General features: G+C 66.9%; 20 protein-coding genes. 8 read left to right on the top strand and 12 right to left on the bottom strand.

From position 1 onward, the window contains the following. Nucleotides 1-2 precede the first annotated feature (2 nt). A complete protein-coding gene (locus M1D40_RS00370; protein ID WP_461169804.1) occupies nt 3-1,142 on the bottom strand; it encodes a zinc-dependent metalloprotease in 1,140 nt (379 codons plus the stop codon). 60 nt (nt 1,143-1,202) lie between these two features. Beyond that, nucleotides 1,203-2,669, bottom strand: coding sequence for a D-alanyl-D-alanine carboxypeptidase/D-alanyl-D-alanine endopeptidase (gene dacB, locus M1D40_RS00365; protein ID WP_461169803.1), 1,467 nt, complete (start codon nt 2,667-2,669; stop codon nt 1,203-1,205). A gap of 197 nt (nt 2,670-2,866) precedes the next feature. Here dacB and M1D40_RS00360 point away from each other — a divergent pair, with 197 nt between their 5' ends. Together M1D40_RS00360 and M1D40_RS00355 are read left to right on the top strand one after the other, a co-directional pair. Next, a complete protein-coding gene (locus M1D40_RS00360) occupies nt 2,867-3,412 on the top strand; it encodes an inorganic diphosphatase (protein WP_341394621.1) in 546 nt (181 codons plus the stop codon). 186 nt (nt 3,413-3,598) lie between these two features. Continuing rightward, nucleotides 3,599-4,228 carry a hypothetical protein gene (locus M1D40_RS00355; protein ID WP_461169802.1) on the top strand — a complete coding sequence of 210 codons (630 nt, stop codon included), beginning with the start codon at nt 3,599-3,601 and terminating at the stop codon, nt 4,226-4,228. 58 nt (nt 4,229-4,286) lie between these two features. Here the strand turns inward: M1D40_RS00355 and M1D40_RS00350 are convergent, their stop codons facing one another. Together M1D40_RS00350 and serS are read right to left on the bottom strand one after the other, a co-directional pair. Then, entirely contained in the window at nt 4,287-5,138 is an 852-nt protein-coding gene (locus tag M1D40_RS00350; protein ID WP_461169801.1) for an HAD family hydrolase, read from the bottom strand. Between the two features lie 94 nt (nt 5,139-5,232). After that, a complete protein-coding gene (gene serS, locus M1D40_RS00345) occupies nt 5,233-6,510 on the bottom strand; it encodes a serine--tRNA ligase (RefSeq protein ID WP_461169800.1) in 1,278 nt (425 codons plus the stop codon). A gap of 64 nt (nt 6,511-6,574) precedes the next feature. Between serS and M1D40_RS00340 the strand changes: the two genes are divergently transcribed. After that, the gene (locus tag M1D40_RS00340; protein WP_461169799.1) at nt 6,575-7,705 is read left to right on the top strand and encodes a diacylglycerol/lipid kinase family protein; all 1,131 of its coding nucleotides are present in this window, start codon (nt 6,575-6,577) and stop codon (nt 7,703-7,705) included. Here M1D40_RS00340 and M1D40_RS00335 read toward each other — a convergent pair. From M1D40_RS00335 to M1D40_RS00320, 4 genes are all read right to left on the bottom strand, one after another. Beyond that, a complete protein-coding gene (locus M1D40_RS00335; protein ID WP_461169798.1) occupies nt 7,702-7,974 on the bottom strand; it encodes a hypothetical protein in 273 nt (90 codons plus the stop codon). The genes M1D40_RS00340 and M1D40_RS00335 overlap by 4 nt on opposite strands. 129 nt (nt 7,975-8,103) lie before the next feature. After that, nucleotides 8,104-9,105, bottom strand: coding sequence for a DNA topoisomerase IB (locus M1D40_RS00330; RefSeq protein ID WP_461169797.1), 1,002 nt, complete (start codon nt 9,103-9,105; stop codon nt 8,104-8,106). A 64-nt stretch (nt 9,106-9,169) separates the two neighbouring features. Beyond that, nucleotides 9,170-10,135: a prephenate dehydratase gene (gene pheA, locus M1D40_RS00325; RefSeq protein WP_461169796.1), complete on the bottom strand. Its 966-nt coding sequence runs from the start codon at nt 10,133-10,135 to the stop codon at nt 9,170-9,172. Continuing rightward, nucleotides 10,132-10,449 carry a rhodanese-like domain-containing protein gene (locus tag M1D40_RS00320; RefSeq protein WP_341394613.1) on the bottom strand — a complete coding sequence of 106 codons (318 nt, stop codon included), beginning with the start codon at nt 10,447-10,449 and terminating at the stop codon, nt 10,132-10,134. Before M1D40_RS00320 ends, pheA begins: the two co-directional genes overlap by 4 nt. Nucleotides 10,450-10,607: 158 nt before the next feature. Here M1D40_RS00320 and M1D40_RS00315 point away from each other — a divergent pair, with 158 nt between their 5' ends. The 4 genes from M1D40_RS00315 (at nt 10,608) to pgm (ending at nt 15,837) form a co-directional block, all read left to right on the top strand. Then, nucleotides 10,608-12,056: an amidase gene (locus M1D40_RS00315; protein WP_461169795.1), complete on the top strand. Its 1,449-nt coding sequence runs from the start codon at nt 10,608-10,610 to the stop codon at nt 12,054-12,056. Between the two features lie 243 nt (nt 12,057-12,299). Beyond that, nucleotides 12,300-13,703 (top strand): peptide MFS transporter, encoded by a 1,404-nt coding sequence (locus tag M1D40_RS00310; protein WP_461171087.1) that lies wholly within the window; start codon nt 12,300-12,302, stop codon nt 13,701-13,703. Nucleotides 13,704-13,924: 221 nt separating this feature from the next. Then, on the top strand, nt 13,925-14,152 hold the full coding sequence (locus tag M1D40_RS00305) for a hypothetical protein (RefSeq protein WP_461169794.1): 228 nt from the start codon (nt 13,925-13,927) through the stop codon (nt 14,150-14,152). A 53-nt stretch (nt 14,153-14,205) separates the two neighbouring features. Continuing rightward, nucleotides 14,206-15,837 (top strand): phosphoglucomutase (alpha-D-glucose-1,6-bisphosphate-dependent), encoded by a 1,632-nt coding sequence (gene pgm, locus M1D40_RS00300; RefSeq protein WP_461169793.1) that lies wholly within the window; start codon nt 14,206-14,208, stop codon nt 15,835-15,837. A gap of 97 nt (nt 15,838-15,934) precedes the next feature. Here pgm and M1D40_RS00295 read toward each other — a convergent pair whose 3' ends face one another. Continuing rightward, nucleotides 15,935-17,347: an aldehyde dehydrogenase family protein gene (locus tag M1D40_RS00295; RefSeq protein WP_461169792.1), complete on the bottom strand. Its 1,413-nt coding sequence runs from the start codon at nt 17,345-17,347 to the stop codon at nt 15,935-15,937. Continuing rightward, nucleotides 17,344-18,210, bottom strand: a complete 867-nt coding sequence (locus M1D40_RS00290; protein ID WP_461169791.1) for an SDR family NAD(P)-dependent oxidoreductase — start codon at nt 18,208-18,210, stop codon at nt 17,344-17,346. The genes M1D40_RS00295 and M1D40_RS00290 overlap by 4 nt, the downstream gene beginning before the upstream one ends. Before the next feature lie 145 nt (nt 18,211-18,355). Here M1D40_RS00290 and M1D40_RS00285 point away from each other — a divergent pair, with 145 nt between their 5' ends. Beyond that, a complete protein-coding gene (locus tag M1D40_RS00285; RefSeq protein WP_461169790.1) occupies nt 18,356-19,669 on the top strand; it encodes a uracil-xanthine permease family protein in 1,314 nt (437 codons plus the stop codon). Here M1D40_RS00285 and M1D40_RS00280 read toward each other — a convergent pair. Continuing rightward, nucleotides 19,666-20,775 (bottom strand): glycerate kinase, encoded by a 1,110-nt coding sequence (locus M1D40_RS00280; RefSeq protein ID WP_461169789.1) that lies wholly within the window; start codon nt 20,773-20,775, stop codon nt 19,666-19,668. The two genes, M1D40_RS00285 and M1D40_RS00280, sit on opposite strands and share 4 nt — an antisense overlap. 51 nt (nt 20,776-20,826) lie before the next feature. Continuing rightward, complete coding sequence (locus tag M1D40_RS00275; protein ID WP_461169788.1) at nt 20,827-21,612, bottom strand: glycerophosphodiester phosphodiesterase family protein; 786 nt, start codon at nt 21,610-21,612, stop codon at nt 20,827-20,829. Between the last annotated feature and the right edge of the window lie 143 nt (nt 21,613-21,755).

The following is a 21,755-nucleotide window of genomic DNA, read 5'->3' as shown; positions in this document are numbered from 1 at the left end:
GGTTACAGTCCCATCCGGGTCATCCAGAGGGACGGATTGTGGATTTCAGCTTCGGTGGGGAGGTGTGCGGGGGCTTCCCAGACCCGGTTGAACCCGTCCATGCCGGCACGGTCAACCACGGCGCGGACAAACTTCTCGCCGTCCTTGTACTGGCGCATTTTGGCGTCCAGCCCCATGATCTGGCGGAAGAAGCGGTCCAGCCAGCCGTGGCTTTTACCGCGGGCATTAAAGCGCTGCCGGATGGTCTTCACGCTGGGAACGATCCGGGCATCGACGGCGTCCATCACCACATTGGCGTGGCCCTCCAGCAGGGACATGACAGCGGTCAGGTGGGACATCCGCTCCTTGTCCTCGGGGTCCTGCAGCAGGGACATGATGTCCATCGGGCGCTTGGGGACGTCACCGCCGGGTCCGCCGGTCAGTGCCTCCCGGGCGGCCGGCGAGGTGAGGGTCTTGGCGGCCTGTCCCAGGCGTTCGGACAAGGTCTGCGCCTTGTCCATCAGGCCGTTGGTGAGCAGGCCAATCTGCTCCAGCATGTGGTCGCGCAGCCAGGGCGCCGCGGCGAACTGCACCCGGTGGGTCTGCTCGTGAAGGCATACCCACAACCGGAAATCAGCCGGAACCACGTTGAGTTCGCGCTCCAGGCTGATGATATTCGGAGCCACCAGAAGCAGCCGTCCACCGGAGGGGCCGCCGGGGGTCTTGGCCGAGAAGGGATCGTACTGGCCGAGCACCTTCGAGGACAGGAAGGCCAGCACGGCGCCGAGCTGGGCGCCGGTGACCGTGCCGCTGAAGGCCGTGTTGGCGTTCTTCAGCTGCTCGGGCCGGGTTCGGGCCAGATGGTCCAGGGCGGGGTTCATGAGGGCGGCAAAGCTGCGGGAATTGGCTTTGGCCCAGGAGGCGCGGTCCACCACGAGCACCTCGGAATCCCGCAGGTCCCGGGCAGCTTCCAGCCCGGTGATGCGGTGTACGTGGGTTACTGCTTCATCTGCCAGGGCGCGCAGCTCCGTGACGGCGTCACGGATCTCACGGGCTGACATCTTGGGACCGGCGGACACCAGGGTGGCTGCCGTTCCGGCGGCCAGGTCCCAATTCACCAGATCGGGGGCGGCTGGGGCGGGGTGGCGCTGATAGCTCTCCATCCATCCATCAGACCACACGCTCCCCGGAATTGGAGAGGGGTTCGCTGAACGCCAAACGCCTTAGCGGCAGCCGCATCCGGCCAGGACGGTGGCTGCCGAATCCACGGCGGCGCGGGCCTGGGCCGTGTTGGCTTCCAGCCCGTTTGCCACAAAGGCAAAGGACAGCAGCCGGCCGTCGGCATCCGTCACGAACCCGCTGAGCGAGGTCACCGCGAAAAGGGTTCCGGTTTTCCCCCGGACGACGCCGGCGGGTGAATCCTCCTCTTCATCCCCGGAAAATCGGGAGGCGAGGGTTCCGCTCAATCCGGCGACGGGGAGGGAGTAGGGCAGCATCCGAACGTCATCTTCAGCGGACGTCAGCGCCGCCTGCACCGTCCCGGCCAGCTGCAGGGCGGAGATCTCCGTTCCGCCGCCCAGCCCGGAGGCATCAGCCAGCACCAGTGACGACGTGTCGACGCCGAGCCGGGACACCGCTGCCGACACTGCTTCCGTTCCGCCCTCGAACGTCCCCTCCCGGCCGGCGGCCAGGGCACTCATCCGGGCCAGTGCCTCGGCCAGGTAGTTGTCGGAGGTGAGCAGCATGTGCTGCACCTGATCGGACACGGGAGCCGATTCCACCGCCGCCAGCCGCTGCGCCCCGTCCCCTGCGATGCCGCGTTCAATGGCCGGATCGACCGTCATCCCGTAGTCCCCGGCCGACGTTTCAAGTGCGGCGGCAAAGGCTTCGGCAGCCGCGAGCGCGGCGTCGTCGGTCCGCAGGCCGGAGGAGGCCCCCTCCGCTGCCCATGCCGAATTGATGGCCAGCGGATAGAGCGGCGCCATTTCCCCGGCATCCACGTCTTCCCTGCTCCACGCCGGTGACAGGGTGTCCCCGCTGAACAGCGTGTCATCGACCCGGATGCGGACCGTGCCCGCGGTCCCCCGCTCCGCCAGGGCGGCCGCCGTTTCATCGGCGAGGGTCTGCAGCCCGGCGCGGCCCGTGACCTGTTCCTCGTCCGACTTGCCGGCGGTCAGGAGGACGTCTCCTCCGCCTCGAAGGACGATGGTGTCCGGGGTGCTTCCGGCGTAGACAACAGTTTCAAAGGTGGTCTCCGCCCCCAGCTCCGAGAGGGCGGCAGCAGCCGTGAGGATCTTGAGGCTGGAGGCGGGCGTGACGGCGGTGCCGCCGTCCAGGTCGTAGAGGACCTCCCCGGACAGGGTGTCGAGCACGACGCCGTGGAAAGTGCCGCTTCCGGAGACAGTCAGCTCGGCGTCCAGCAGTTCCTTCAGCGTCTGCGGATCCGGGGCTGCGGAACCTGCACCTGCGGGCACCGGGAATTCCTCGCCCAGGGATGCCAGCCGGCTCGGGCCCTGCTGATAGGAGGGCACCACTACCTGCCGCGGGGGCTGCTCGGAGCGGAGCGCGGCGAGCACCGGAGGTCCGGCGTACAACGCCAGCGGAACGAAAAGCACGGCCAGGACCAGGGTCAGCAGGAGGCCGGTAAACACCCGAGCCATCGCTTCACCATTGCTTTCCGTTAGCTGCATCCGCTGCCTAAGACAGTGAATGGGGACCAAGACATATATCTTTAAGACTAGACCGACGCCGCAGCCCGCACGGACGCGGGCAGTTCTGCGGTTGCCGGTGTGTTGATCAGCCTACGTTCACGGCACTGTTTTCGTTGACGCCGCGTTCGCCAACCCGTTTTGCGGTACCCGCACGGTGCCGCGCAAGAGGAGTATCCATGAAACTCGACGTCACCATCGAGATCCCCAAGGGATCCCGGGTCAAGTACGAAATCGACCACGAAACCCACCGCCTGCGCCTGGACCGCATCCTCTTTACGTCCATGGCCTACCCCACGCACTACGGCTACTTCGAAAACACCCTGGGCGAAGACGGCGATCCGCTGGACGCCCTGGTCATGCTCCAGGACTTCGATCTGATGCCCGGCGTCCTGGTGGAATCCCGCCCGATCGGCGTGTTCAACATGGTGGACGACGGCGGCGGAGACGCCAAGGTCCTCTGCGTCCCCGTAGACCCCCGCTTTGACCACATCCAGGACATCTCGGACGTTTCCGACTTCCTGCTCGATGAGATCAAGCACTTCTTCACCAAGTACAAGGACCTGGAGCCGGGCAAGTGGGTTGAAGCCGCTGACTGGGCCGGCCGCGAAGCCGCCGAAACCGAGGTCGAAGCCTCACTGAAGCGCTTCGAGGCCATCGGCGAAGGCAGCGAAGAGGACGAGCCCCAGGGCCGCGACGTCGACGCCGACCCCAAGAACAACTAGCACGTCCCTTCCGGCCGGCGCCCCGCGGCGTCCGGCCCGGCAAACGCCCGACGGCGGCTGCCCCCATTCCGGGGCGGCCGCCGTCGTCGTTTGCGCGGGGAGCTCTTCGGGAGGGGCTTTTCGGGAGAACAGGGCGCGCCGCAACCGAAACCGGTTGTTTTCCCGAGCCTCTGGCATGCTGATGCCATGCATTACGTGCTGACCATCAATCAGCGGGACACCCGCGAATCCGGCGACCTCGTCCCGGATCTGATCCGCTCGCTGCGGCATCTGCCTGCCGCAGTTCCGTTTCAGCGCTCGGTGGGCGACGAAGCGCAGGGAGTCCTGGCCGATGCCCCGGCAGCCGTGGAGGCGGCGCTGACCGCCATCCGGGAGCGGCGCTGGAATGTGGGGATCGGCGTCGGAGAGCTGCACCCGCCGCTGATGCAGTCCATTCTGGACAATGACGGCTTCGGGCTGGTGTACGCCCGCCGCGCGGTGGACCGGGCACGGAAAACCGGCGAACGCATTCCGCTGGCCGTCGACGGGCCGGACATGGAGGTTGCCGGCGAGGCCCAGGCCGTCCTGCGGCTGCTGGGCCAGATCGTTGCCAGCCGGACCGACGCAGAGTGGAAGGTCCTGGATTTGATGACGCCGGGCGCCCGCGGCCAGCAGAAATACGTGGCCGAGGTCCTGGGCATCACCACCCAGGCCGTCAGCAAGGCGGTGGTGCGTTCCCACTGGCAGGAGGAGTGGGCAACCCGTCCGGCTGCCGCCCGGCTCCTGTCGCTCTGCTACGGACCGGCTGCCCTGCCGCCGGCGGCGCTGGCGTACTGACCCGCACGCCTGCCGCCCGGGGCTTCGGACGGCAGCGGTACGGGCCTGAGGTGTTTCCTTACGCCTGCGGGTTTGCCAGGCCGCGGAGGATGACCGCTGCCCCGTCTTCGTAGACGGTTCCCGTCACTTCAGTGGCTGCTTCCATGACCTCCTGCGGAGCCTGGCCCATGGCCACTCCCCGGCCCGCCCAGCCCAGCATTTCAATGTCGTTGCGGCCGTCGCCCATTGCCAGGGTGTGCTTGCGGTCAATGTCCAGGGCGCTGCGGATCTTTTCCAGGGCGCTGGCCTTGGTGACGCCCTCGGCGGCGATGTCCAGCCAGGCGGTCCAGCCCACGGAATAGGTGACTCCGTGCAGCCCGATAGCCCGCACCGCCTCACCGAATTCCTCGGCTGTTGAATCGGTGCTGAAGACCACTACGCGGACGGCCTCGGCGCTGCGCAGCCGCTCGAAGTCGACGGGCTGGGCTTCCACACCGAAGCTGGCGTCCTGGAACCGCTCGGTGGAGAGGAAGTTGCCGTAGGAGTCCTCGAGCGCAAATTTGGCCGTGGGCAGGCTCACCCGCAGGGCGTCCAGTGCCACCGACGGGTCAAAGACCACCCGGTCCAGGACGCGGTAGCCGTCCGGCAGGGAGGTGTCTATCTCGAGGGTGACGCCGCCGTTGGAGCAGACGCAGTAACCCTTGGTGATGCCGATGCGCTCCAGGACGGGCAGGGCTGCTCCGTAGGAGCGTCCGGTGGCAATCACAAGGTGGTGCCCGGCGGCGCTGGCCGCCTGGGCGGCTTCACGCACGCCGGCGGACATGTGTCCGTCGTGGTCCACGAGGGTGCCGTCGACGTCCAGGGCCACGAGGTGCGGTTGGATACGGGGTTCTTGCCGGTCTTCGATGCCGGCATTCGTCAAAGTAGTCATCGCCTCATTTAAACAGATGTCTACTGATCATGAAAGGACGCGCCTCACATCCATGCCCCGTTTCCGGACACAAAAACCCCACCGGCAACAGCGGCTACAGGACGGGCAGGACTTCGAGTCCGCCCAGGTAGGGCCGCAGGGCGGCAGGCACCGTGACGGAGCCGTCCGGGTTCTGGTGGTGCTCCAGGATGGCCACGAGCCACCGGGTGGTGGCCAGGGTTCCGTTGAGCGTGGCCACGGCCCGTGTTCCCTTGCCCTCGCCGTCCTGGCGTTCCCGGATGTTCAGGCGGCGGGCCTGGAACGTGGTGCAGTTGGATGTGGACGTCAGTTCCCGGTAGGCGTTCTGGGTGGGAACCCAGGCCTCGCAGTCGAACTTGCGGGCTGCGGACATGCCCAGGTCTCCGGCGGCGGTGTCGATGACCCGGTAGGGCAGCTCCACCTTGGCCAGCATTTCCTCTTCCCAGGCCAGGAGCCGCTGATGCTCTGCGGCGGCGTCCTCCGGCTTGGTGTAGATGAACATTTCCACCTTGTTGAACTGGTGGACGCGGATGATGCCGCGGGTGTCCTTGCCGTGGGATCCGGCTTCCCTGCGGTAGCAGGAGGACCAGCCGGCGTAGCGGACCGGGCCCTCGTTCAGGTCCAGGATTTCATCGGCGTGGTACCCGGCCAGGGGCACCTCGGACGTGCCGACCAGGTACAGGTCGTCGTCGGCCAGCCGGTAGATCTCGGCGTCGTGCGCCACGTCGAAGCCCGTGCCCTGCATGGTCTCGGGGCGGACCAGCGTGGGAGTGATCATTGGAACAAAACCGGCCTGCACGGCCTGGTCCATCGCCATGTTCAGCAGTGCCAGCTCCAGACGGGCACCGACTCCGCGCAGGAAGTAGAACCGGGAGCCGGACACCTTCGCGCCGCGTTCCATGTCAATGGCGCCCAGCAGCTCACCGATTTCCAGATGGTCCCGGGGAGTGAAACCCTCGGCGGCAAAGTCGCGGGGCTTTCCGACGGTCTTGATGACCTCGAAATCGTCCTCGCCGCCGGCGGGAACGCCGTCCTGCACCAGGTTCGGGATCCGGCGCAGCAGGGCGTCGGACTCGGCCTGCGCGGCGTCGGCTTCGGCGCCGGCTGCCTTTACGGCGCCGGCCAGTTCCTTGACCTCGGCCAGAAGGGCCTGCTTCTCGTCGCCCTTGGCCTTGGCCACGCGCTTCCCGAAGGCATTCTGCTCGGCCCGCAGGTTCTCAAACCGCGTGCGGGAATCCCGGCGGGAGGCGTCAGCAGCAATGATCGCGTCCACCAGGGACTCGTCCGCCTGGCGGGCGCGCTGGGAGGCTCGGAATTTTTCGGGGTTTTCGCGGAGCTCATTTACATCGATCACGCTTCAAGAGTACCCAAAAGCGCGGCAGGCCCGGGCACGGACCCGGGTTAGGGTGGGAACCATTATGTCCGCTCCCCTGATCATCCTGCTTTCACTGCTCCTTGCCGCCGCTGCAGCGTGCCTGGCGTGGGTGACCGTGCGACGGCGGCGGCAGCGGGCCGCGCGCCGGACCGTCGTCAAGACGCTCGCACCGGGCCACCAGCGGGTCGCCGTGGTCATCAACCCGATTAAGGTCCAGGCCCCGGCGGCCCGGGTACTGCTGGCGGAAGCCTGCGAGCTCGCAGGGTGGGACCCGCCGCTGGTCCTGGAGACAACGCGGGAGAGCCCGGGCTTCGAACAGGCGCGCCGCGCAGTGCAGCTGGGGGCCGACGTCGTTGTTGCCGCCGGCGGGGACGGCACAGTCCGGGAGGTTGCCCGCGCCCTGGCCAACACCCCGGCAGCCCTGGGCCTGCTGCCGCTGGGTACCGGAAACCTGCTCGCGAGAAACCTCGGCCTGCCGGTCCTGGATCTGCAGGCGGCCGTCAGCACCGCGCTGCACGGGCAGGAACGGCGTATCGATATGGGCACCATGACCCAGGAAAACTCCGTCACGGGGGAAAGCAGCAGCAGCGCGTTCCTGGTGATGGGAGGCATTGGTCTGGATGCAGAGGTCCTCGCGGCCACCCGCGACGACCTGAAGGAACGTGTGGGCTGGATGGCCTACAGCGAGGCGGGGGTCCGGCTCCTGCCCGGACGGCGGACCAAGATGTCCATTTCCCTGGACGGTGAACCGCCGCGGGTGCGCAAGGTGCGCAGCATCCTGTTTGCAAACATCGGCCGGCTGCCGGCCGGGATCGACTTCATTCCGGAAGCCCGCATGGATGACGGGCTGCTGGATGTGGTGGTCATGAGTCCGCGCAGCCTCGCCGGCTGGCTTTGGCTGGCGGGCAAGGTGGTCACCAAATATCCCAAGGACCTCCCGGTGATTGACCACCGGAGGGCAAAAACCGTGGAAATCAGCGTCGGCCAGCCCACCCGGACCCAGCTGGACGGCGATGTCACCGGAACCGCCACCAGCGTGCGCGTGGAGGTGAACCCGCTGGCGCTGCTGATCCGGTCTCCGGCACCCGCCCGGCCGCGGCCCCGCCCGTTCGGCGGAAGGAACTCGGCGGTTCCCGCCGAGCAGGACGGGGCTGCGGCGGTCAGGCAGCCCTAGGAGTCCTGGGTGCCTTCGGCGTCGGTGTAGCCGCCCTCTTCCTTGGCCGGCTTGCCGCCGTCGGTTTCGTCTTTGTCGGTGTACTCACCCTCGTCCTCGCGGTTCACCGATGCAGGCGAGGCCTGCTCGCGGATCAGCTGCTCTTCTTCGGCGAAGCGGATGTCGTTGCCCTGGTCGCCGGCGTCGCCGCGCCAGTTGTCGTCACCGGTGGACTGCCCGCTGGGCTTGGGGTCGGTCAGCTGTTCTTCCTCATTGGGGTATTCAGACATGCGCTTACCTTCCTGAACGTTGAGACAGGACCGCCTTCGATCCTGTGCCGCGTGTGCGGACAACACCGCACTCTTAACATCAGCATACTTACGAATGCGGAAACCGGGAAAGCCGGCGGCGTCACCTGGCTACGAGGTAAGCATGAGCCGCACCGCGGTCTCGGAGGCCGAGAACCCTGCCGCGTCAATCACCTCGCCGTCCAAAAACCGGTCCACCACACGGGGATCGATATACGACTTCCGCGCGACGGAGGGGGTGTTCCCTAAGTGGTCGGCAACCTTGCGGGCCGTGGCGGTTACGGCTTTCTGCCTGTCCTTCTTGGTGGTGGCCAGGGGGTGGGCGCGGGCCAGGTGCATGGCCGCGACGACGGTGGCCTGCCAGGTGCGGAAATCCTTGGCCGTGAAGTCGCCGCCGGTCACCTCTTTCAGGAAGGCATTCAGCGACGATCCGGCGATGCTGTGCCACTGGCCGTCGGCTCCCTGGTAGGCAAGCGCGGTGTCCGGATCCGGCCGGGCGAGCATCGGCTCCAGGGCTGCCACCAGGTCGGGGTCTTCAATGACGGTGTGCCATTCCTGGCCGCTCTTGCCGGGAAAGTCGAACCTCACCTCATTGCCCTGCACCGTGACGTGTTCCACCCGCAGTGTGGTGGTCCCATAGGAGCCGTTGACCTCGGCGTACCGCTCCCCGCCGATCCGCAGGGCACCGGCGTCCACAATCCGCAGGGCAGCGGCATAGGCACGCTGCGGGCCGCTGCCCTCGGTGCGCAGATGCTTGGTAATCAGGCGCCGGGCGGCCGGAAGAGCCTGGGCGAAGGCCAGAGACCGGTCGAACTTCTCCCGGTCTTTCAGCTCCCGCCAGTGCGGATGATAGATGTACTGCCGCCGCCCGGCGGCGTCCGTTCCGGTGGCCTGGATATGACCGTTGGGATACGGGCTGATCCAGACATCCGTCCAGGCCGGAGGAATGGCCAGGGAGCGGATCCGTTCCAGGGTTTCCCTTTCCTTCAGAATGTCGCCGCGCAGCCCCCGGTAGCTGAAACCGCGGCCCCACCGCCGCCGCGAATATCCCGGATGCTCACAGTTGCTCCTCCGCAGCCGCACCATTTGCGTTCTCGTTTCGGGTCGATCCATATCCGGTCCATCCGGTTTGTGCCGGAGGCGGGCCTTGTCTTACCGGAAAGCCCCTGCGCCGAGGTTAACCCTTCAGGAGCCCTTGAAGCCAGAGGTCCGCGGAGCGGAAAGCCTCGTCGCTGGTGTGTTGTGGAATTTCGGGTTCACGGTGGTCGGCCCGCGGATAGGAGCCGAGGAACCGAAGGTTCGGACTGATCCGGTGGAGGCCTTTCAGTGCATCAGCCATCCGGGCATCCCGGATGTGGCCGTCAGCATCGATGCTGAAGAAATAGTCGCCCAGAAACAGGCCGGTGGGCCGGGACTCGATGCGGCTCAGGTTCACCCCGCGCGCCGAAAACTGGTCCAGGATTTCCATCAGCGCCCCGGGGTGGTCCTCCGGCAGAGGCACCACGAGAGTTGTTTTGTCCGCTCCGGTGGGCTCCGGCAGCACGCCGGGCCGGCTGAGCAGCACGAAGCGGGTCACTGCGTCGGCGACGTCGCCGATGTCACTGCGCAGCACTTCAAGGCCCAGCCGCTCCGCCACCAGTGGTGAGCAGATGGCGGCGTCGTATCCCGGCTCCTCCAAACGCAGACCGGTCGCAGCGGCCGCGGTTGAGGACGCCGGGAGGTATTCCGCCTGGGGAATGTTCTTCTCCGCCCATTCGCGGCACTGCGCCCACGCGTGGGAGTGGGTGGAGACGGACGTGATCCCGGCCAGGTCCACACCGGGACGGACGGCCAGAACGAAGGTGATCGGCACCAGTATTTCGCGCTGGATGCGCAGCGGCCCGCCGGCGGAAAGGGCATCAAGCGTGGCGCTGACGCCGCCCTCGACGGAATTCTCAATGGGAACCACAGCGGCATCGGCACGGCCGCTGCGGACCATCTCCAGGGCGGCGGTCACGCTGGTGGCGGGAATCCGGGTGGAGGTTTCAGCGCCCGGAACCTGCAGCAGGGCCGCCTCGGTGAAAGTCCCCTCGGGTCCCAGGAAGGTGTAGATCACTGTTCCGGCTTCCGGCGTGCCGGCTGGTGCATCCAGCGAAGCACTCATACGACGGTGGGTTCCTGCCCGTTGTCGGAGACCATGGGCTTGCCCGCTTCAAGCCATGCACCCATTCCGCCGTTGACGTTCACAGCCGAATAGCCGTGGGACTCCAGCCAGGCAGTGGCACGTGCACTGCGCCCGCCGGTGCGGCAGATGACGGCGAGATCCTGGTCAGGATCCAGGTCATCGAGGCGTTCCGGCAGTGCGTCCAGCGGAATGTGCAGGGCGCCGTCAATGTGGCCGGCTTCCCATTCGTAGTCTTCGCGTACGTCCAGAATCTTGGCATCGCTGCTGATGTCGCCTACGGATACGTTTTCCATTTTCCGGTTCCTGTCCTTGCTGTGGGGCCATTACGGGCGAAGCACCGGGCGGTTCCGCGGCTTCTGTGGTGCGCCGGATCGCCGGCCCGGGCGTCGACTTCCTCCCAGCCTATAGTGGGAGCCCTGCCCGGAAAATAATTCCCCGTCCCGGAGGTCACATGCCCGCTTCCACGCTGCCCGGCCCGGTTCCGACGCCGGCCGACCCCACTGCCCTGCAGTGGCGGGACCGCCTTGCCTCCGGTGAGGTCAGTGCCCGTGAGGTGACCGGCCATTACCTCCGGCGGATCGAGGAACTAAACCCTGCCCTGGGCGCCTTCCTGCTGCCGACGCCCGAAGCTGCGCTGAAGGAAGCGGCCGCAGCAGATGAAAGATTTGCCCGCGGGGAACCGCTGCGGATGCTCCACGGGATGCCTCTGGCCCACAAAGACCTGACCGATGTTGCCGGCATCCCCACCAGCCTCGGCACCACGGCGCTGGCTCCCTACATCCCGGATGAGGACGGGCCCCTGCCGGCGGTTCTGCGCAGGGCCGGGACCATCAGCCTGGGCAAAACGCAGGTTCCGGAGTTTGGGCTCAGCAGTTACAGCGAGAACTTCGCGGGTGCTCCGGCCCGCAATCCGCTGGACCCGGAACGCAGCCCCGGCGGTTCCAGCGGAGGAAGTGCCGCGGCTGTGGCTGCGGGCATGCTTCCGTTTGCTCCCGGAACCGACGGCGGCGGCTCGATCCGCATTCCGGCCGCGGCCACCGGGCTCATCGGACTGAAACCCAACCGCGGACGCGTTCCGGCCGGTGCGGGACAGAGCGATCTGGGGCAGTTTGTGGTTGCCGGACCGCTCGCCCGGACCGCTGCCGACGCCGCCCTGCTGCTGGATGCCATGGTGGCCGGGCCCAACCACCACGCAACCTCGGCGGCACCCGTCACGGAGAGCTTCCTGGCAGCCGCGCAGCGTGCGGCCGGCAGCTTCCGGATCGGAGTCAGCACCCTCTCACCGTTCGCCTCCCGCTTGGAGATCATCCTGGACCCTGAGGCCGCAGAGGCGCTGGACGCAGGCATCCGGGGCCTCACTGCTGCCGGGCATGACCTCGTGGAAGCCGGGCTCAGCTACGATCCGCGGTACCCGGAGGCCTTCCAGACCGTATGGACCGCATCGCTGGCCAACCTGGAACTCCCCGCAGGCGCCGAAACAAAGCTCACCCCGCTGACGGCTGCGGTCCGCCGCCGGGCACTGCGGCGAACGGGTGCCGAGCTGGCGTCCGCGCTGGACATCCTGCGCCGGTTCGAAGAGGACACCATCAGGGCTTACAGCGCCTATGACATGATCCTCACACCGGCGCTGGGCATGACTCCGCGGCCGGTTGGCTGGTATTGGAACAACGACGCCGAAGACGGGGACCCGGATGCACGGGGCATGGAGGACTACGAGCGGCAGTGCCGCTACTCCCCCTACACCTCGATGGTGAACGTGTGCGGACTTCCGGCCATCACCGTTCCAACGCTGAGGACCCCGGAGGGTCTCTCCATGGGTATTCAGCTGATCGGGCGGCCCGGGGCGGAGGCCCAGCTGCTGGCAGTGGCGGCCCAGCTGGAGAAGCATCAGGAAAAGTAAACCGGACATCTTATCCCGCTCCGTCCCGGAGTCCGGCCCGAATGCCGTAACAGTGTGCCGTGGGGCCGATTTGTTCGTGATGTTTCTCACGCGCCAATCCGCTGTAAAAGCCGCAGGGCGGAGATTTAAGCCCCGACGCCGCTGGAGACTCCCATACTCCGGTGCGAATATGTTTGGGTGAGTTCTAATCCCAGCACCTCAGCCGCTCCGCCGGCCCGCAAGTCCTTTTTCGGCCATCCCCGCATGTTGGCGAACCTCTTCAGCGTCGAGCTGTGGGAACGGTTCTCCTTCTACGGCATGCAGGGCATCCTGCTGTACTACATGTACTACACGGCCACGGAAGGCGGGCTGGGCATTGACCTGGCCGTCGCCACCGGCCTTGTCGGCGCATACGGAGGTGGCGTCTACCTCTCCACCATCCTCGGGGCCTGGATCGCGGACCGCCTGCTGGGTTCCGAGCGCGTACTGTTCTACGCCGCTGTCATTGTCATGCTCGGCCACATTTCGCTGGCCGTCCTGCCGGGCGCCGCGGGACTGGCCGCCGGCCTGATCCTCATCGCCCTCGGTTCCGGCGGCGTGAAGGCCAACGCGACCTCTCTCGTCGGAACGCTCTACGCGGAGAAGGATGAACGCCGCGATGCCGGCTTCTCCATCTTCTACATGGGCATCAACATCGGCGGCCTGCTGGGCCCGCTCCTGACCGGTCTGGCCTGGAGCGAATACGGCTTCCACTACGGCTTCGGCCTGGCTGCCCTGGGTATGGCCATCGGCCTCGTCCAGTACGGCATGACACGCAAATACCTGCCGGAATCTGCTCATGAGGTCAGCAACCCGCTGCCCCGCGCACAGTTCACCAAGGTGATCCTGTGGACCGTTGCAGCCCTCGCCGTGGTTGTCCTGGCCGTCGTCTTCGGCCTGCTGACCGCCCAGAACCTGGCAGTGGTCATGGCCGCGGTGGCCATCCTGGCATCCATCGGCTACTTCGTGGTGATCCTGACCAGCAAGAAGGTCAACAAGCTTGAACGCCGCCGCGTGTACTCCTTCATGCCGCTGTTCATCGCCAGCGCTGCCTTCTGGGCCCTGTTCCAGCAGCAGTTCACCGTTGTAGCCATCTACGCCGACACCTCGCTGAACCGCGATCTTTTCGGCTGGGAGATGCCGCCGAGCTTCGTGCAGTCCATCAACCCGATCTTCATCATCATCTTCGCCGCAGTCTTTGCCGGCGTCTGGACCAAGCTGGGCGACAAGCAGCCGTCCTCCCCGCTGAAGTTCGCCCTGGGACTCGCTGTGATGGGTCTGGCATTCCTGGCCTTCATCCCGTTCTCCGGCGGCGGCCCCAACAGCACCCCGCTGCTGGCCCTGGCCGGCATCCTGCTGCTCTTCACCTTCGCTGAGCTGTTCCTGTCGCCGATCGGGCTGTCCGTGGCAACCAAGCTGGCACCGGCGATCTTCCGGACCCAGATGGTGGCACTGTTCTTCCTGTCCGTCTCACTGGGCACCACGCTGGCCGGATGGCTGGCACAGTTCTACAACCCGGACACCGAAGTCAGCTACTTCCTGTTCAGCGGTATCACGGCGATCGTCCTTGGCGTTGCCCTGGCCGCCGCCACGCCCGCCATCAAGAAGCTGATGGGCGGCGTGCGCTAAGCACCTTCCCCTGCGGGCCCGTCGGGCCCGCACCAACGACGACGACGGCTCCCCGCCGTCGTCGTCGTTGCTTTAAGCGCGGGTTGTTTAACCGCGGGCGGCCGCGCCGGCCGGAAGTGCGGAAGGCTGGATAGAACCCGACGGCAGTGATAAACCTGAAACAGTAAGCCTACTGATGGTTTGATGCGGCGGGATCCCAGGTCCCGCAGAAGGAGGACACCGTGGCTGAGAACAGCAGCAAGCACACCGGCAAGGATCCCGCCGAGGCAGCGGACAATCCGGCGGAGGCACTGGTGAAGGACGCCGCTGATTTTGTTCCCGACGGCACCGGTGACCCCAATGAAGCCGATGACCGGGTGGAAGTCCACGCCAGCATTTCCGAAGGCATGAACTCGAAGAACAAGACCTCCGCCACCACCGGCACCGGCGGAGAGAACCGGAAACCCTAGCGAACCCGGCACGCTTCTGCCGCGGCAGGATTTTATTTGGCATGCTTAGGGGTATGTCTAACCGAGCTGGCACAGTTGCCCAACCCTCCGACCTAGTTGACCTGACGGCGCTTTTGGATGCCTACTACGACATCGCGCCGGACATGCAGGACCCCTCGCAGCGGGTGGTCTTCGGCACCTCGGGCCACCGCGGATCGTCCCTGAACGGCGCCTTCAACGAACCCCACATTGCCGCCATTACGCAGGCGATCGTGGAGTACCGCACCGGACAGGGCATCACCGGTCCGCTGTTCATGGGCAAGGACACCCATGCCCTCTCCGAGCCCGCGCAGAACACCGCCCTGGAGGTGCTCGCCGGCAACGGGGTGAATGTGCTGATTGATTCCCGCAACGGTTTCACGCCCACCCCTGCGCTGAGCCACGCCATCCTGAAGCACAACACCGGCCGCACCGAGGAAGCAGACGGCATCATCATCACCCCGTCCCACAATCCCCCGGCCGACGGCGGTTTCAAATACAACCCGCCAACCGGCGGCCCCGCCGGATCAGAGGCCACCAACTGGATCGCCAACCGCGCCAACGAACTCCTCGAGGACGGGCTGCGCGGCGTGAAGCGCATTCCACTCGGCGAAGCCCGGCTGGCCGACTCCGTGGGCACCTACGACTTCCTGCAGAACTATGTCCAGGACCTTCCCTCGGTCCTGGACCTGGATGCCATCCGCGCCTCGGGGCTGCACATCGGAGCCGACCCGCTGGGCGGCGCTTCCGTGGATTACTGGGGCGCCATTGCAGAGATGCACAAGCTGAACCTGACTGTCGTCAACCCGAACGTGGACCCGCAGTGGGCCTTCATGACCCTGGACTGGGACGAGAAGATCCGTATGGACTGCTCCTCCCCGTACGCCATGGCTTCCCTGATCGCCCGCGCCGGCGAGTATGACATCGCCACCGGCAACGACGCCGACGCCGACCGCCACGGCATCGTCACCCCGGATGCCGGGCTGATGAACCCCAACCACTACCTCGCCGTCGCCATTGACTACCTCTACCGGAACCGCGCGGACTGGCCCAAGGACGCAGTGGTGGGCAAAACCCTGGTGTCGTCGTCCATGATCGACCGCGTCACCGGAGACCTCGGCCGGACCCTGATGGAGGTTCCCGTCGGTTTCAAGTGGTTTGTTCCGGGCCTGCTCACCGGCGAGGCGGCTTTCGGCGGAGAGGAATCCGCCGGTGCGTCCTTCCTGCGCCGGGACGGCAAGGCATGGACCACCGACAAGGACGGCATCCTGCTGGCACTGCTGGCTTCGGAAATCACCGCTGTCACGGGCAAAACCCCGTCCCAGCGGTACCGGGAGCTGACCGGCCGGTTCGGCGACCCGGAGTACGCCCGGGTGGATGCCCCGGCGAGCCGGGACCAGAAGGCGGCGCTGGCCAAGCTTTCGCCGTCGGACGTCACGGCCACCACGCTGGCCGGCGAGGAAATCACCGCCCGCCTCACCGAGGCCCCCGGCAACGGTGCTCCGATCGGCGGACTCAAGGTCACCACCGAGAACGCCTGGTTTGCCGCGCGGCCCTCCGGAACCGAGGACGTGTACAAGATCTACGCGGAATCCTTCAAGGGCGTGGAACACCTGCGCACGGTCCAGGCCGAGGCCAAGGCCATCGTGGACGCGGTTATCTCCTAGCCCCTCCCGCTGCCCCGCCCGGTCCTTTCCACCCCAGCCTTCCGGCCCCGCAGGGAGAAGGAGAGGGGCGGGGCGCGAGGGGCGCAGCGGGGTGGAGTCAGAGCAGGCGCCGGAGCAGCCGCCGCTTGAGTCCGTTATACGGCGGGTAGGCGACCTTCAGCGTGTCCAGCAGGGTGCCCTTGGTGAAGACCGGACGCAGCTGGCTGAAGGTGTCGAAGGAATACTTGCCGTGATAGGCGCCGGTGCCCGAAGCACCGGCGCCGCCGAACGGCAGCCCGGGAACGGCCAGCTGCACGGTGCTCACATTGTGGTTCACGCTGCCCGCCCGCACGCCGCGTTCAAAGGATTTCCGGTTCGCGGCGGACTGCGTGTACAGGTAGGACGCCAGCGGCACGGGGCGGGCATTGATGAAGTCCATCGCCTCGTCCAGGTCCCGCACGGTGAGCACGGGCAGGATCGGCCCGAAAATCTCTTCCTGCATCACGGGGGACTCCGGGGAGACGTCCGTCAGGATTGTCGGTTCCAGGTACAGCGAATCACGGTCCCCGCCGCCTCCTGCAAGCACGGTTCCGCTCTCCAGCAGGCCGTGCAGCCGGTCCCAGTGCTGCTCGTTGATGATCCGGCCCAAATCGGCGCTCTTGGCCGGATCCTTGCCGAAGAGCTCCCTGACGGCACGCACCAGGTGCTTGCGCAGTTTGGGAGCGGCCTCTTCGGTGACAAGGACGTAGTCCGGCGCCACGCACGTTTGGCCTGCGTTGAGCAGTTTTCCGTAGACCAGGCGCCGGGCGATGGCGGCAAACTTGCCGTCCAGCACGACGGCGGGTGATTTCCCGCCCAGTTCAAGGGTGACCGGGGTCAGGTACTTGGCCGCAGCCTGCAGCACCACGCGGCCCACCCGTTCCCCGCCCGTGAAGAAGATGGAATCGAAACGCTCGGCGAGCAGCGCCGTGCTGGCTTCCCGGCCGCCTTCCACCACGACGACGGCGTCCGGATCCAGATACCGGGGCAGCAGCTCCGCCACTGCCGCGGACGTGGCGGGAGCCAGCTCCGAAGGCTTCAGCACTGCTGCGTTCCCGGCCGCCAGCGCACCGATCAGCGGTGCCAGCAGCAGCTGCACCGGATAGTTCCACGGGGCAATGACCAGGACGACCCCCAGCGGCTGCGGCTCCGTCGCGGCCGAGGCGGGCTGCAGGCCCAGGGGTACGGGAACCCGGGTGGTGCGCGTCCACCGGGCCAGATGCTTCAGCGCGTACTCCGCTTCGGCACGGGTGATCGAGAGCTCCGTCAAGTACCCCTCGAGCTGGCTCTTGCCGAGGTCGCGGGCCAGGGCGGCGCTGAAGTCGGCTTCGCGCTCGGTCAGCATGCGGATCAGGCCCTGGAGCTGGGCACGCCGCCAGGCGAGGGGCCTGGTGCGGCCTGACTCGTAGGTGCGCCGCACCGCCGCCACAGTGGAGGAGATGCGGGATTCGGGGAGGGTGCCGGAGAATTCCGCCGGTGCTTCAGTGCTCAACGGCTGGCCTCCGACGGCGTTGCTGCGACCGCAGCGGAAGGACGGCCGGTGAAGTGGTCCATCGACCGGTACACCTTGAACACCCGCCCGGCCACCACGTCCCACACCGGCTGCGGCAGCAGTCCGCGCAGGGCGCTGCCCAGGGGCACGGTCCAGGGCAGCTGGATCCGGGCCTTGCCTGCCATCAGCGCAGTCCAGGCCCGGTCCACCACGTAGTCCGGCTCCATCAGCGGTGTCATCAGCGGTCCCCTGGCTCCGGCAAACATGCCGGTCTTGATGTAGCTCGGAATGAGTGTGGTGACCTGGATGTGACCGTTGCCGGATTCATTCAGCTCCAGCCGCAGGGAATCGCTCCAGCCGATCACTGCCCACTTGGACGCTGTGTATACGCTCATTTTCGGCACGGACAGCGTGCCCGACGCCGACGCGACGTTCAGGATCCGGGCCGGAGTGCGGCGGGAGATCATCTGCGGCAGGAAGGCGCGGGTGATCTGCATGGGCGCTACCGCGTTCACCTGCATGACGGCGTTGATGTCCGCTTCGGGAACGTGTTCCCAGAAATACTTGCCGCGCACGATTCCGGCGTTGTTGATCAGGACGTCGGGAACCCCAACCTCTGCCATGACCCGGCCGGCCGCAGCAGTTACTTCAGGCAGGGAACCGACATCCAGGGCGAAGGGGTGGACGGCGCTCCCGCCTTCGGCGCGCAGCTCCTCGGCCGTGGCTTCCAGCGCATTGGCGTCGAGGTCCCACAGGACCACGTTTGCGGCGCCGCCGCGCACCGCCCGCTCGGCGTACAGCCGCCCCATGCCCCTGGCCGCGCCGGTGATGAGTACCGTTCGTCCCGAAACTGATATGCCCATGCTGATCCGTCCGTTCGCAGCGGACTGCGGCGTCCGCCCAATTGTTCTGCCGGTAAAATGGTTCCGCCTGCAAGGTAACACCGTGGACATCAACGCCCGGTACTATTCTGCACGAACCCTCCCCTGGTCTTTGAAAGGCACACCCATGAGCAGATTCGGTACGGCCTGGACCATTCACGGCGACGGCAAAACGATCAAACCAGGCGAATACGTAGCTCCCGGCGAGCGGTTGAGCTGGCCGCGGACCATCGGCATCGGAACCCAGCACGTGGTTGCCATGTTCGGCGCCACCTTCCTGGTTCCCCTGCTGACGGGGTTTCCTCCCGCCACCACGCTGCTGTTCTCAGGTATCGGCACCATCCTGTTCCTGATTATTACGGCCGGACGGGTACCCAGCTACCTGGGCTCCAGCTTCGCCTTCATTGCCCCCATCGCAGCAGCCACAAGCCAGCACGGACCCGGCGGAGCCCTCGGCGGAATCATCATGGCAGGAGCGGCGCTGTTCCTCATTGGCCTGGCCGTGCAGATTGCCGGGACCAAATGGATCCAGATTCTGATGCCGCCGGTGGTCACCGGCACGATTGTTGCGCTGATTGGCCTCAATCTGGCGGGTTCGGCCCGCGACAACTTTGAGAAAGGCCCCCTGACCGCCACCGTCACCGTGGTGGCGATCCTGGTGGCCACAGTCCTCTTCAAAGGGTTCCTCGGCCGTCTCGCCATCCTGCTGGGCGTGGTTGCCGGTTACCTCACGGCAATCTGGCAGGGGGAAGTGGACTTCCAGGCCATCAGCGACGCCGCCTGGTTTGGGCTTCCGGATTTCCAGTCCCCCACCTTCCACTTCTCCGTCATCGGGTTGTTTGTACCGGTGGTCCTGGTGCTGGTGGCCGAGAACATTGGACACGTGAAGTCCGTAGCGGCGATGACCGGCAGCGACCTTGACCCCTACGCCGGCCGCGCCCTGATGGCCGACGGCCTGGCCACCGTGCTGGCCGGCTCCGGCGGCGGTTCAGCAACCACCACGTACGCGGAGAACATCGGTGTCATGGCAGCATCCAGGGTGTACTCGACAGCGGCGTACTGGGTGGCCGGCATCGTGGCCATTCTGCTGAGCCTCTTTCCCAAGTTCGGCGCCATGATCGCCACCGTTCCCGGCGGCGTCCTGGGCGGGGCCGGCGTCATCCTCTACGGGATGATCGGCATCCTCGGCGTGCGCATCTGGGTGGACAACCAGGTGAACTTTTCCAACCCGATCAACCTCTCCACCGCGGGCCTGGGCCTTATCATCGCCATCGCCAACTTCACCTGGGTGGTGGCCGGACTGGAGTTCGGCGGCATCGCCCTGGGCACCGGCGCCACACTGCTGGCCTTCCACGGCATGCAGGCGATTGCACGGTGGCGCGGCACCGATCCGGACCAGCCCATGGAAGACCGGGGCGCCAGGCCGAGCCGGCTGGGCTAGGCCCCTTCGAGGGCCTGGACCGTGGCCCGGGTCAGCCAGCGGCCGGCCCGGTCCATCGCGTCCTGCGGATCCGCCGCCAGGTCCAGGAGGCTTACCGCTGCCACCACCCCGTATTCCGCCAGCACGTGCGGCGGAAGGGTAATCCGTCCGGCGAGGGCGACCACCGGAATGCCGGCATCTCGGGCACGCTCCGCCACGGACAGCGGAGCCTTGCCGTACCGGGACTGTTCATCCAGGGAGCCCTCGCCGGTCAGCACCAGGTCAGCCGTGGCCAGGGCGGTGTCCAGCCCGGTAAGCCGTGAGATGACGTCAAAGCCGCTTTCCAGGGACGCATCGGTGAACGCCAGGAACGCGGACGGGAAACCGCCGGCCGCGCCGGCTCCCGCAATATCGACGTCGACGCCGGTCACCTCGCGCAGCAGCGCAGCCCAGCGCACCAGGGCTTCATCCAGCAGCAGGCGGGCAGAGGCGTCGGCACCCTTCTGTTCGCCAAACACGTGGGCAGCGCCCTCAGGTCCGGTCAGCGGGTTGGTGACGTCGGCGGCGATGCGGACCCGCACCCCGTGCAGCCTGCTGTCCAGGGATGAGGCATCGATGGACGCCGCCAGGGACAGGCCCGCGCCGCCCGGCGGCACCGGTTCTCCGGCTGCGTCCAGGATGCGCAGCCCCAGGGCCGTGAGTGCGCCTGATCCGCCGTCGGTCATGGCAGAGCCGCCGATGCCGAGCACAATTTCGGTGGCTCCCGCGTCGAGTGCCTCGCGGATCAGCTCTCCGCTGCCGTAGCTTGTTGCCGCCAGCGAGGACTGCACGGAGGGATCCACCAGCATCAGCCCGGAGGCGCGGGCGGTCTCGATCACGGCCGTCTCCCCGGTCATGGCCCACAGGGCGGTGACATACCCTCCCAGCGGTCCGCGCACACCGGCGGTGTACTCCTTTGCCCCGGCCGCGAGCGCAGCCTCCAGGGTGCCTTCGCCGCCGTCGGCAACCGGCACCAGGGTCACATCGGCTTCCGGATACACGGAAAGCACGCCTTCGGCCATGGCTGCTGCCGCTTCCACTGCTGAAAGTGAGCCTTTGAACTTATCCGGGGCAATGAGTACGCGCATGCACCCATACTGCCAGTCCCGGGGTCCATCCTGCGGGATGGCGGCAGCGGGTCAGGGCTTCACGGAACGTCCCTGCGGCCAGCTTCCCCGCCGAGCCAGCACGTCGGCCAGCAGATCGGCCCGGTCGGAAACCAGGCCGTCCACGCCCAGATCGAGCAGGCGCTCCATATCAGCGGCGTCGTTCACCGTCCAGACGTGAACCTGCAGACCGGCCCGGTGGCACCGGGAAAGGAACCTCCGGGTCACAATCCGCACCGGACCCTGCCGTTCCGGAACCTGCAGGCACTGGTACCGTCCCAGCCGGGCCAGTACGCCCGCGAGACCGGCCGGGGCGAACAATACGGTCAGGGCCGTGAAAACGGCGCCCGCGGAGCTGGCCGCCGGACGGTCCAGGCGACGCAGTGCCGCCAGCCGCCGCCGGTCCGAAAAGGAGGTCACCAGGACCCGGTCCTGGGCACCGTGCTTGTTCAGCAGCCGTGCCAGCTCAGCCGAACCGGCAGCATCTTTAATATCAACGTTCAGCCGGAGTCCGGGCAGCCCGGTCAATACGTCCTCAAACGCGGGAATGGGCTCCGCTCCTCCAACCCGGGCGCGGCGAACCTCGCGCAGGCTCAGGCTGTCCACGGGACCGCCGGTGCCGGCAACCCGGTCCAGCCACGCATCATGGAACGCCAGGAGGACACCGTCGCGGGTGGTGCGCACATCGGTTTCGAGATATCCAAAACCCAGGGCTGCGGCGGCCCGGAACGCTGCCATCGTGTTTTCGAAGCCGTCCGGGGAGAATCCGCGGTGGGAAAGGCCCAGCGGGACCGGGGAGTCGAAATAGGGATAGCTCACCTGCGTACTTTATCCATACAGGGCGGCGCAGCGGCACCGCGCATCCCGTTCCGGAAAGCTCCGACCTAGACTGGCAGCACGGCTGCCGCTGTCTCGGCGCCGGGAGCGGCGAGGTGGTGCGGAGGTACCCGGTTTTGGCGACT

It is taken from the genome of Arthrobacter sp. Z1-15 (assembly GCF_054792395.1).
Note: the sequence above shows the minus strand (reverse complement) of the source record. Positions and strands in the feature narration are given on the sequence as shown.

Bases quoted from the DNA above. Each gene is read 5' to 3' on its own strand.
- M1D40_RS00335 (WP_461169798.1), bottom strand. From the start codon at position 7,974: ATGTCTGAATACCCCAATGAGGAAGAACAGCTGACCGACCCCAAGCCC.
- M1D40_RS00340 (WP_461169799.1), top strand. From the start codon at position 6,575: ATGTCCGCTCCCCTGATCATCCTGCTTTCACTGCTCCTTGCCGCCGCT.
- M1D40_RS00310 (WP_461171087.1), top strand. From the start codon at position 12,300: ATGTTGGCGAACCTCTTCAGCGTCGAGCTGTGGGAACGGTTCTCCTTC.
- pheA (WP_461169796.1), bottom strand. From the start codon at position 10,135: ATGAGTGCTTCGCTGGATGCACCAGCCGGCACGCCGGAAGCCGGAACA.
- M1D40_RS00360 (WP_341394621.1), top strand. From the start codon at position 2,867: ATGAAACTCGACGTCACCATCGAGATCCCCAAGGGATCCCGGGTCAAG.
- M1D40_RS00315 (WP_461169795.1), top strand. From the start codon at position 10,608: ATGCCCGCTTCCACGCTGCCCGGCCCGGTTCCGACGCCGGCCGACCCC.
- M1D40_RS00280 (WP_461169789.1), bottom strand. From the start codon at position 20,775: ATGCGCGTACTCATTGCCCCGGATAAGTTCAAAGGCTCACTTTCAGCA.
- pgm (WP_461169793.1), top strand. From the start codon at position 14,206: ATGTCTAACCGAGCTGGCACAGTTGCCCAACCCTCCGACCTAGTTGAC.
- M1D40_RS00350 (WP_461169801.1), bottom strand. From the start codon at position 5,138: ATGACTACTTTGACGAATGCCGGCATCGAAGACCGGCAAGAACCCCGT.
- M1D40_RS00355 (WP_461169802.1), top strand. From the start codon at position 3,599: ATGCATTACGTGCTGACCATCAATCAGCGGGACACCCGCGAATCCGGC.
- M1D40_RS00285 (WP_461169790.1), top strand. From the start codon at position 18,356: ATGAGCAGATTCGGTACGGCCTGGACCATTCACGGCGACGGCAAAACG.
- M1D40_RS00320 (WP_341394613.1), bottom strand. From the start codon at position 10,449: ATGGAAAACGTATCCGTAGGCGACATCAGCAGCGATGCCAAGATTCTG.
- dacB (WP_461169803.1), bottom strand. From the start codon at position 2,669: ATGCAGCTAACGGAAAGCAATGGTGAAGCGATGGCTCGGGTGTTTACC.
- M1D40_RS00330 (WP_461169797.1), bottom strand. From the start codon at position 9,105: ATGGATCGACCCGAAACGAGAACGCAAATGGTGCGGCTGCGGAGGAGC.
- M1D40_RS00370 (WP_461169804.1), bottom strand. From the start codon at position 1,142: ATGGAGAGCTATCAGCGCCACCCCGCCCCAGCCGCCCCCGATCTGGTG.
- M1D40_RS00290 (WP_461169791.1), bottom strand. From the start codon at position 18,210: ATGGGCATATCAGTTTCGGGACGAACGGTACTCATCACCGGCGCGGCC.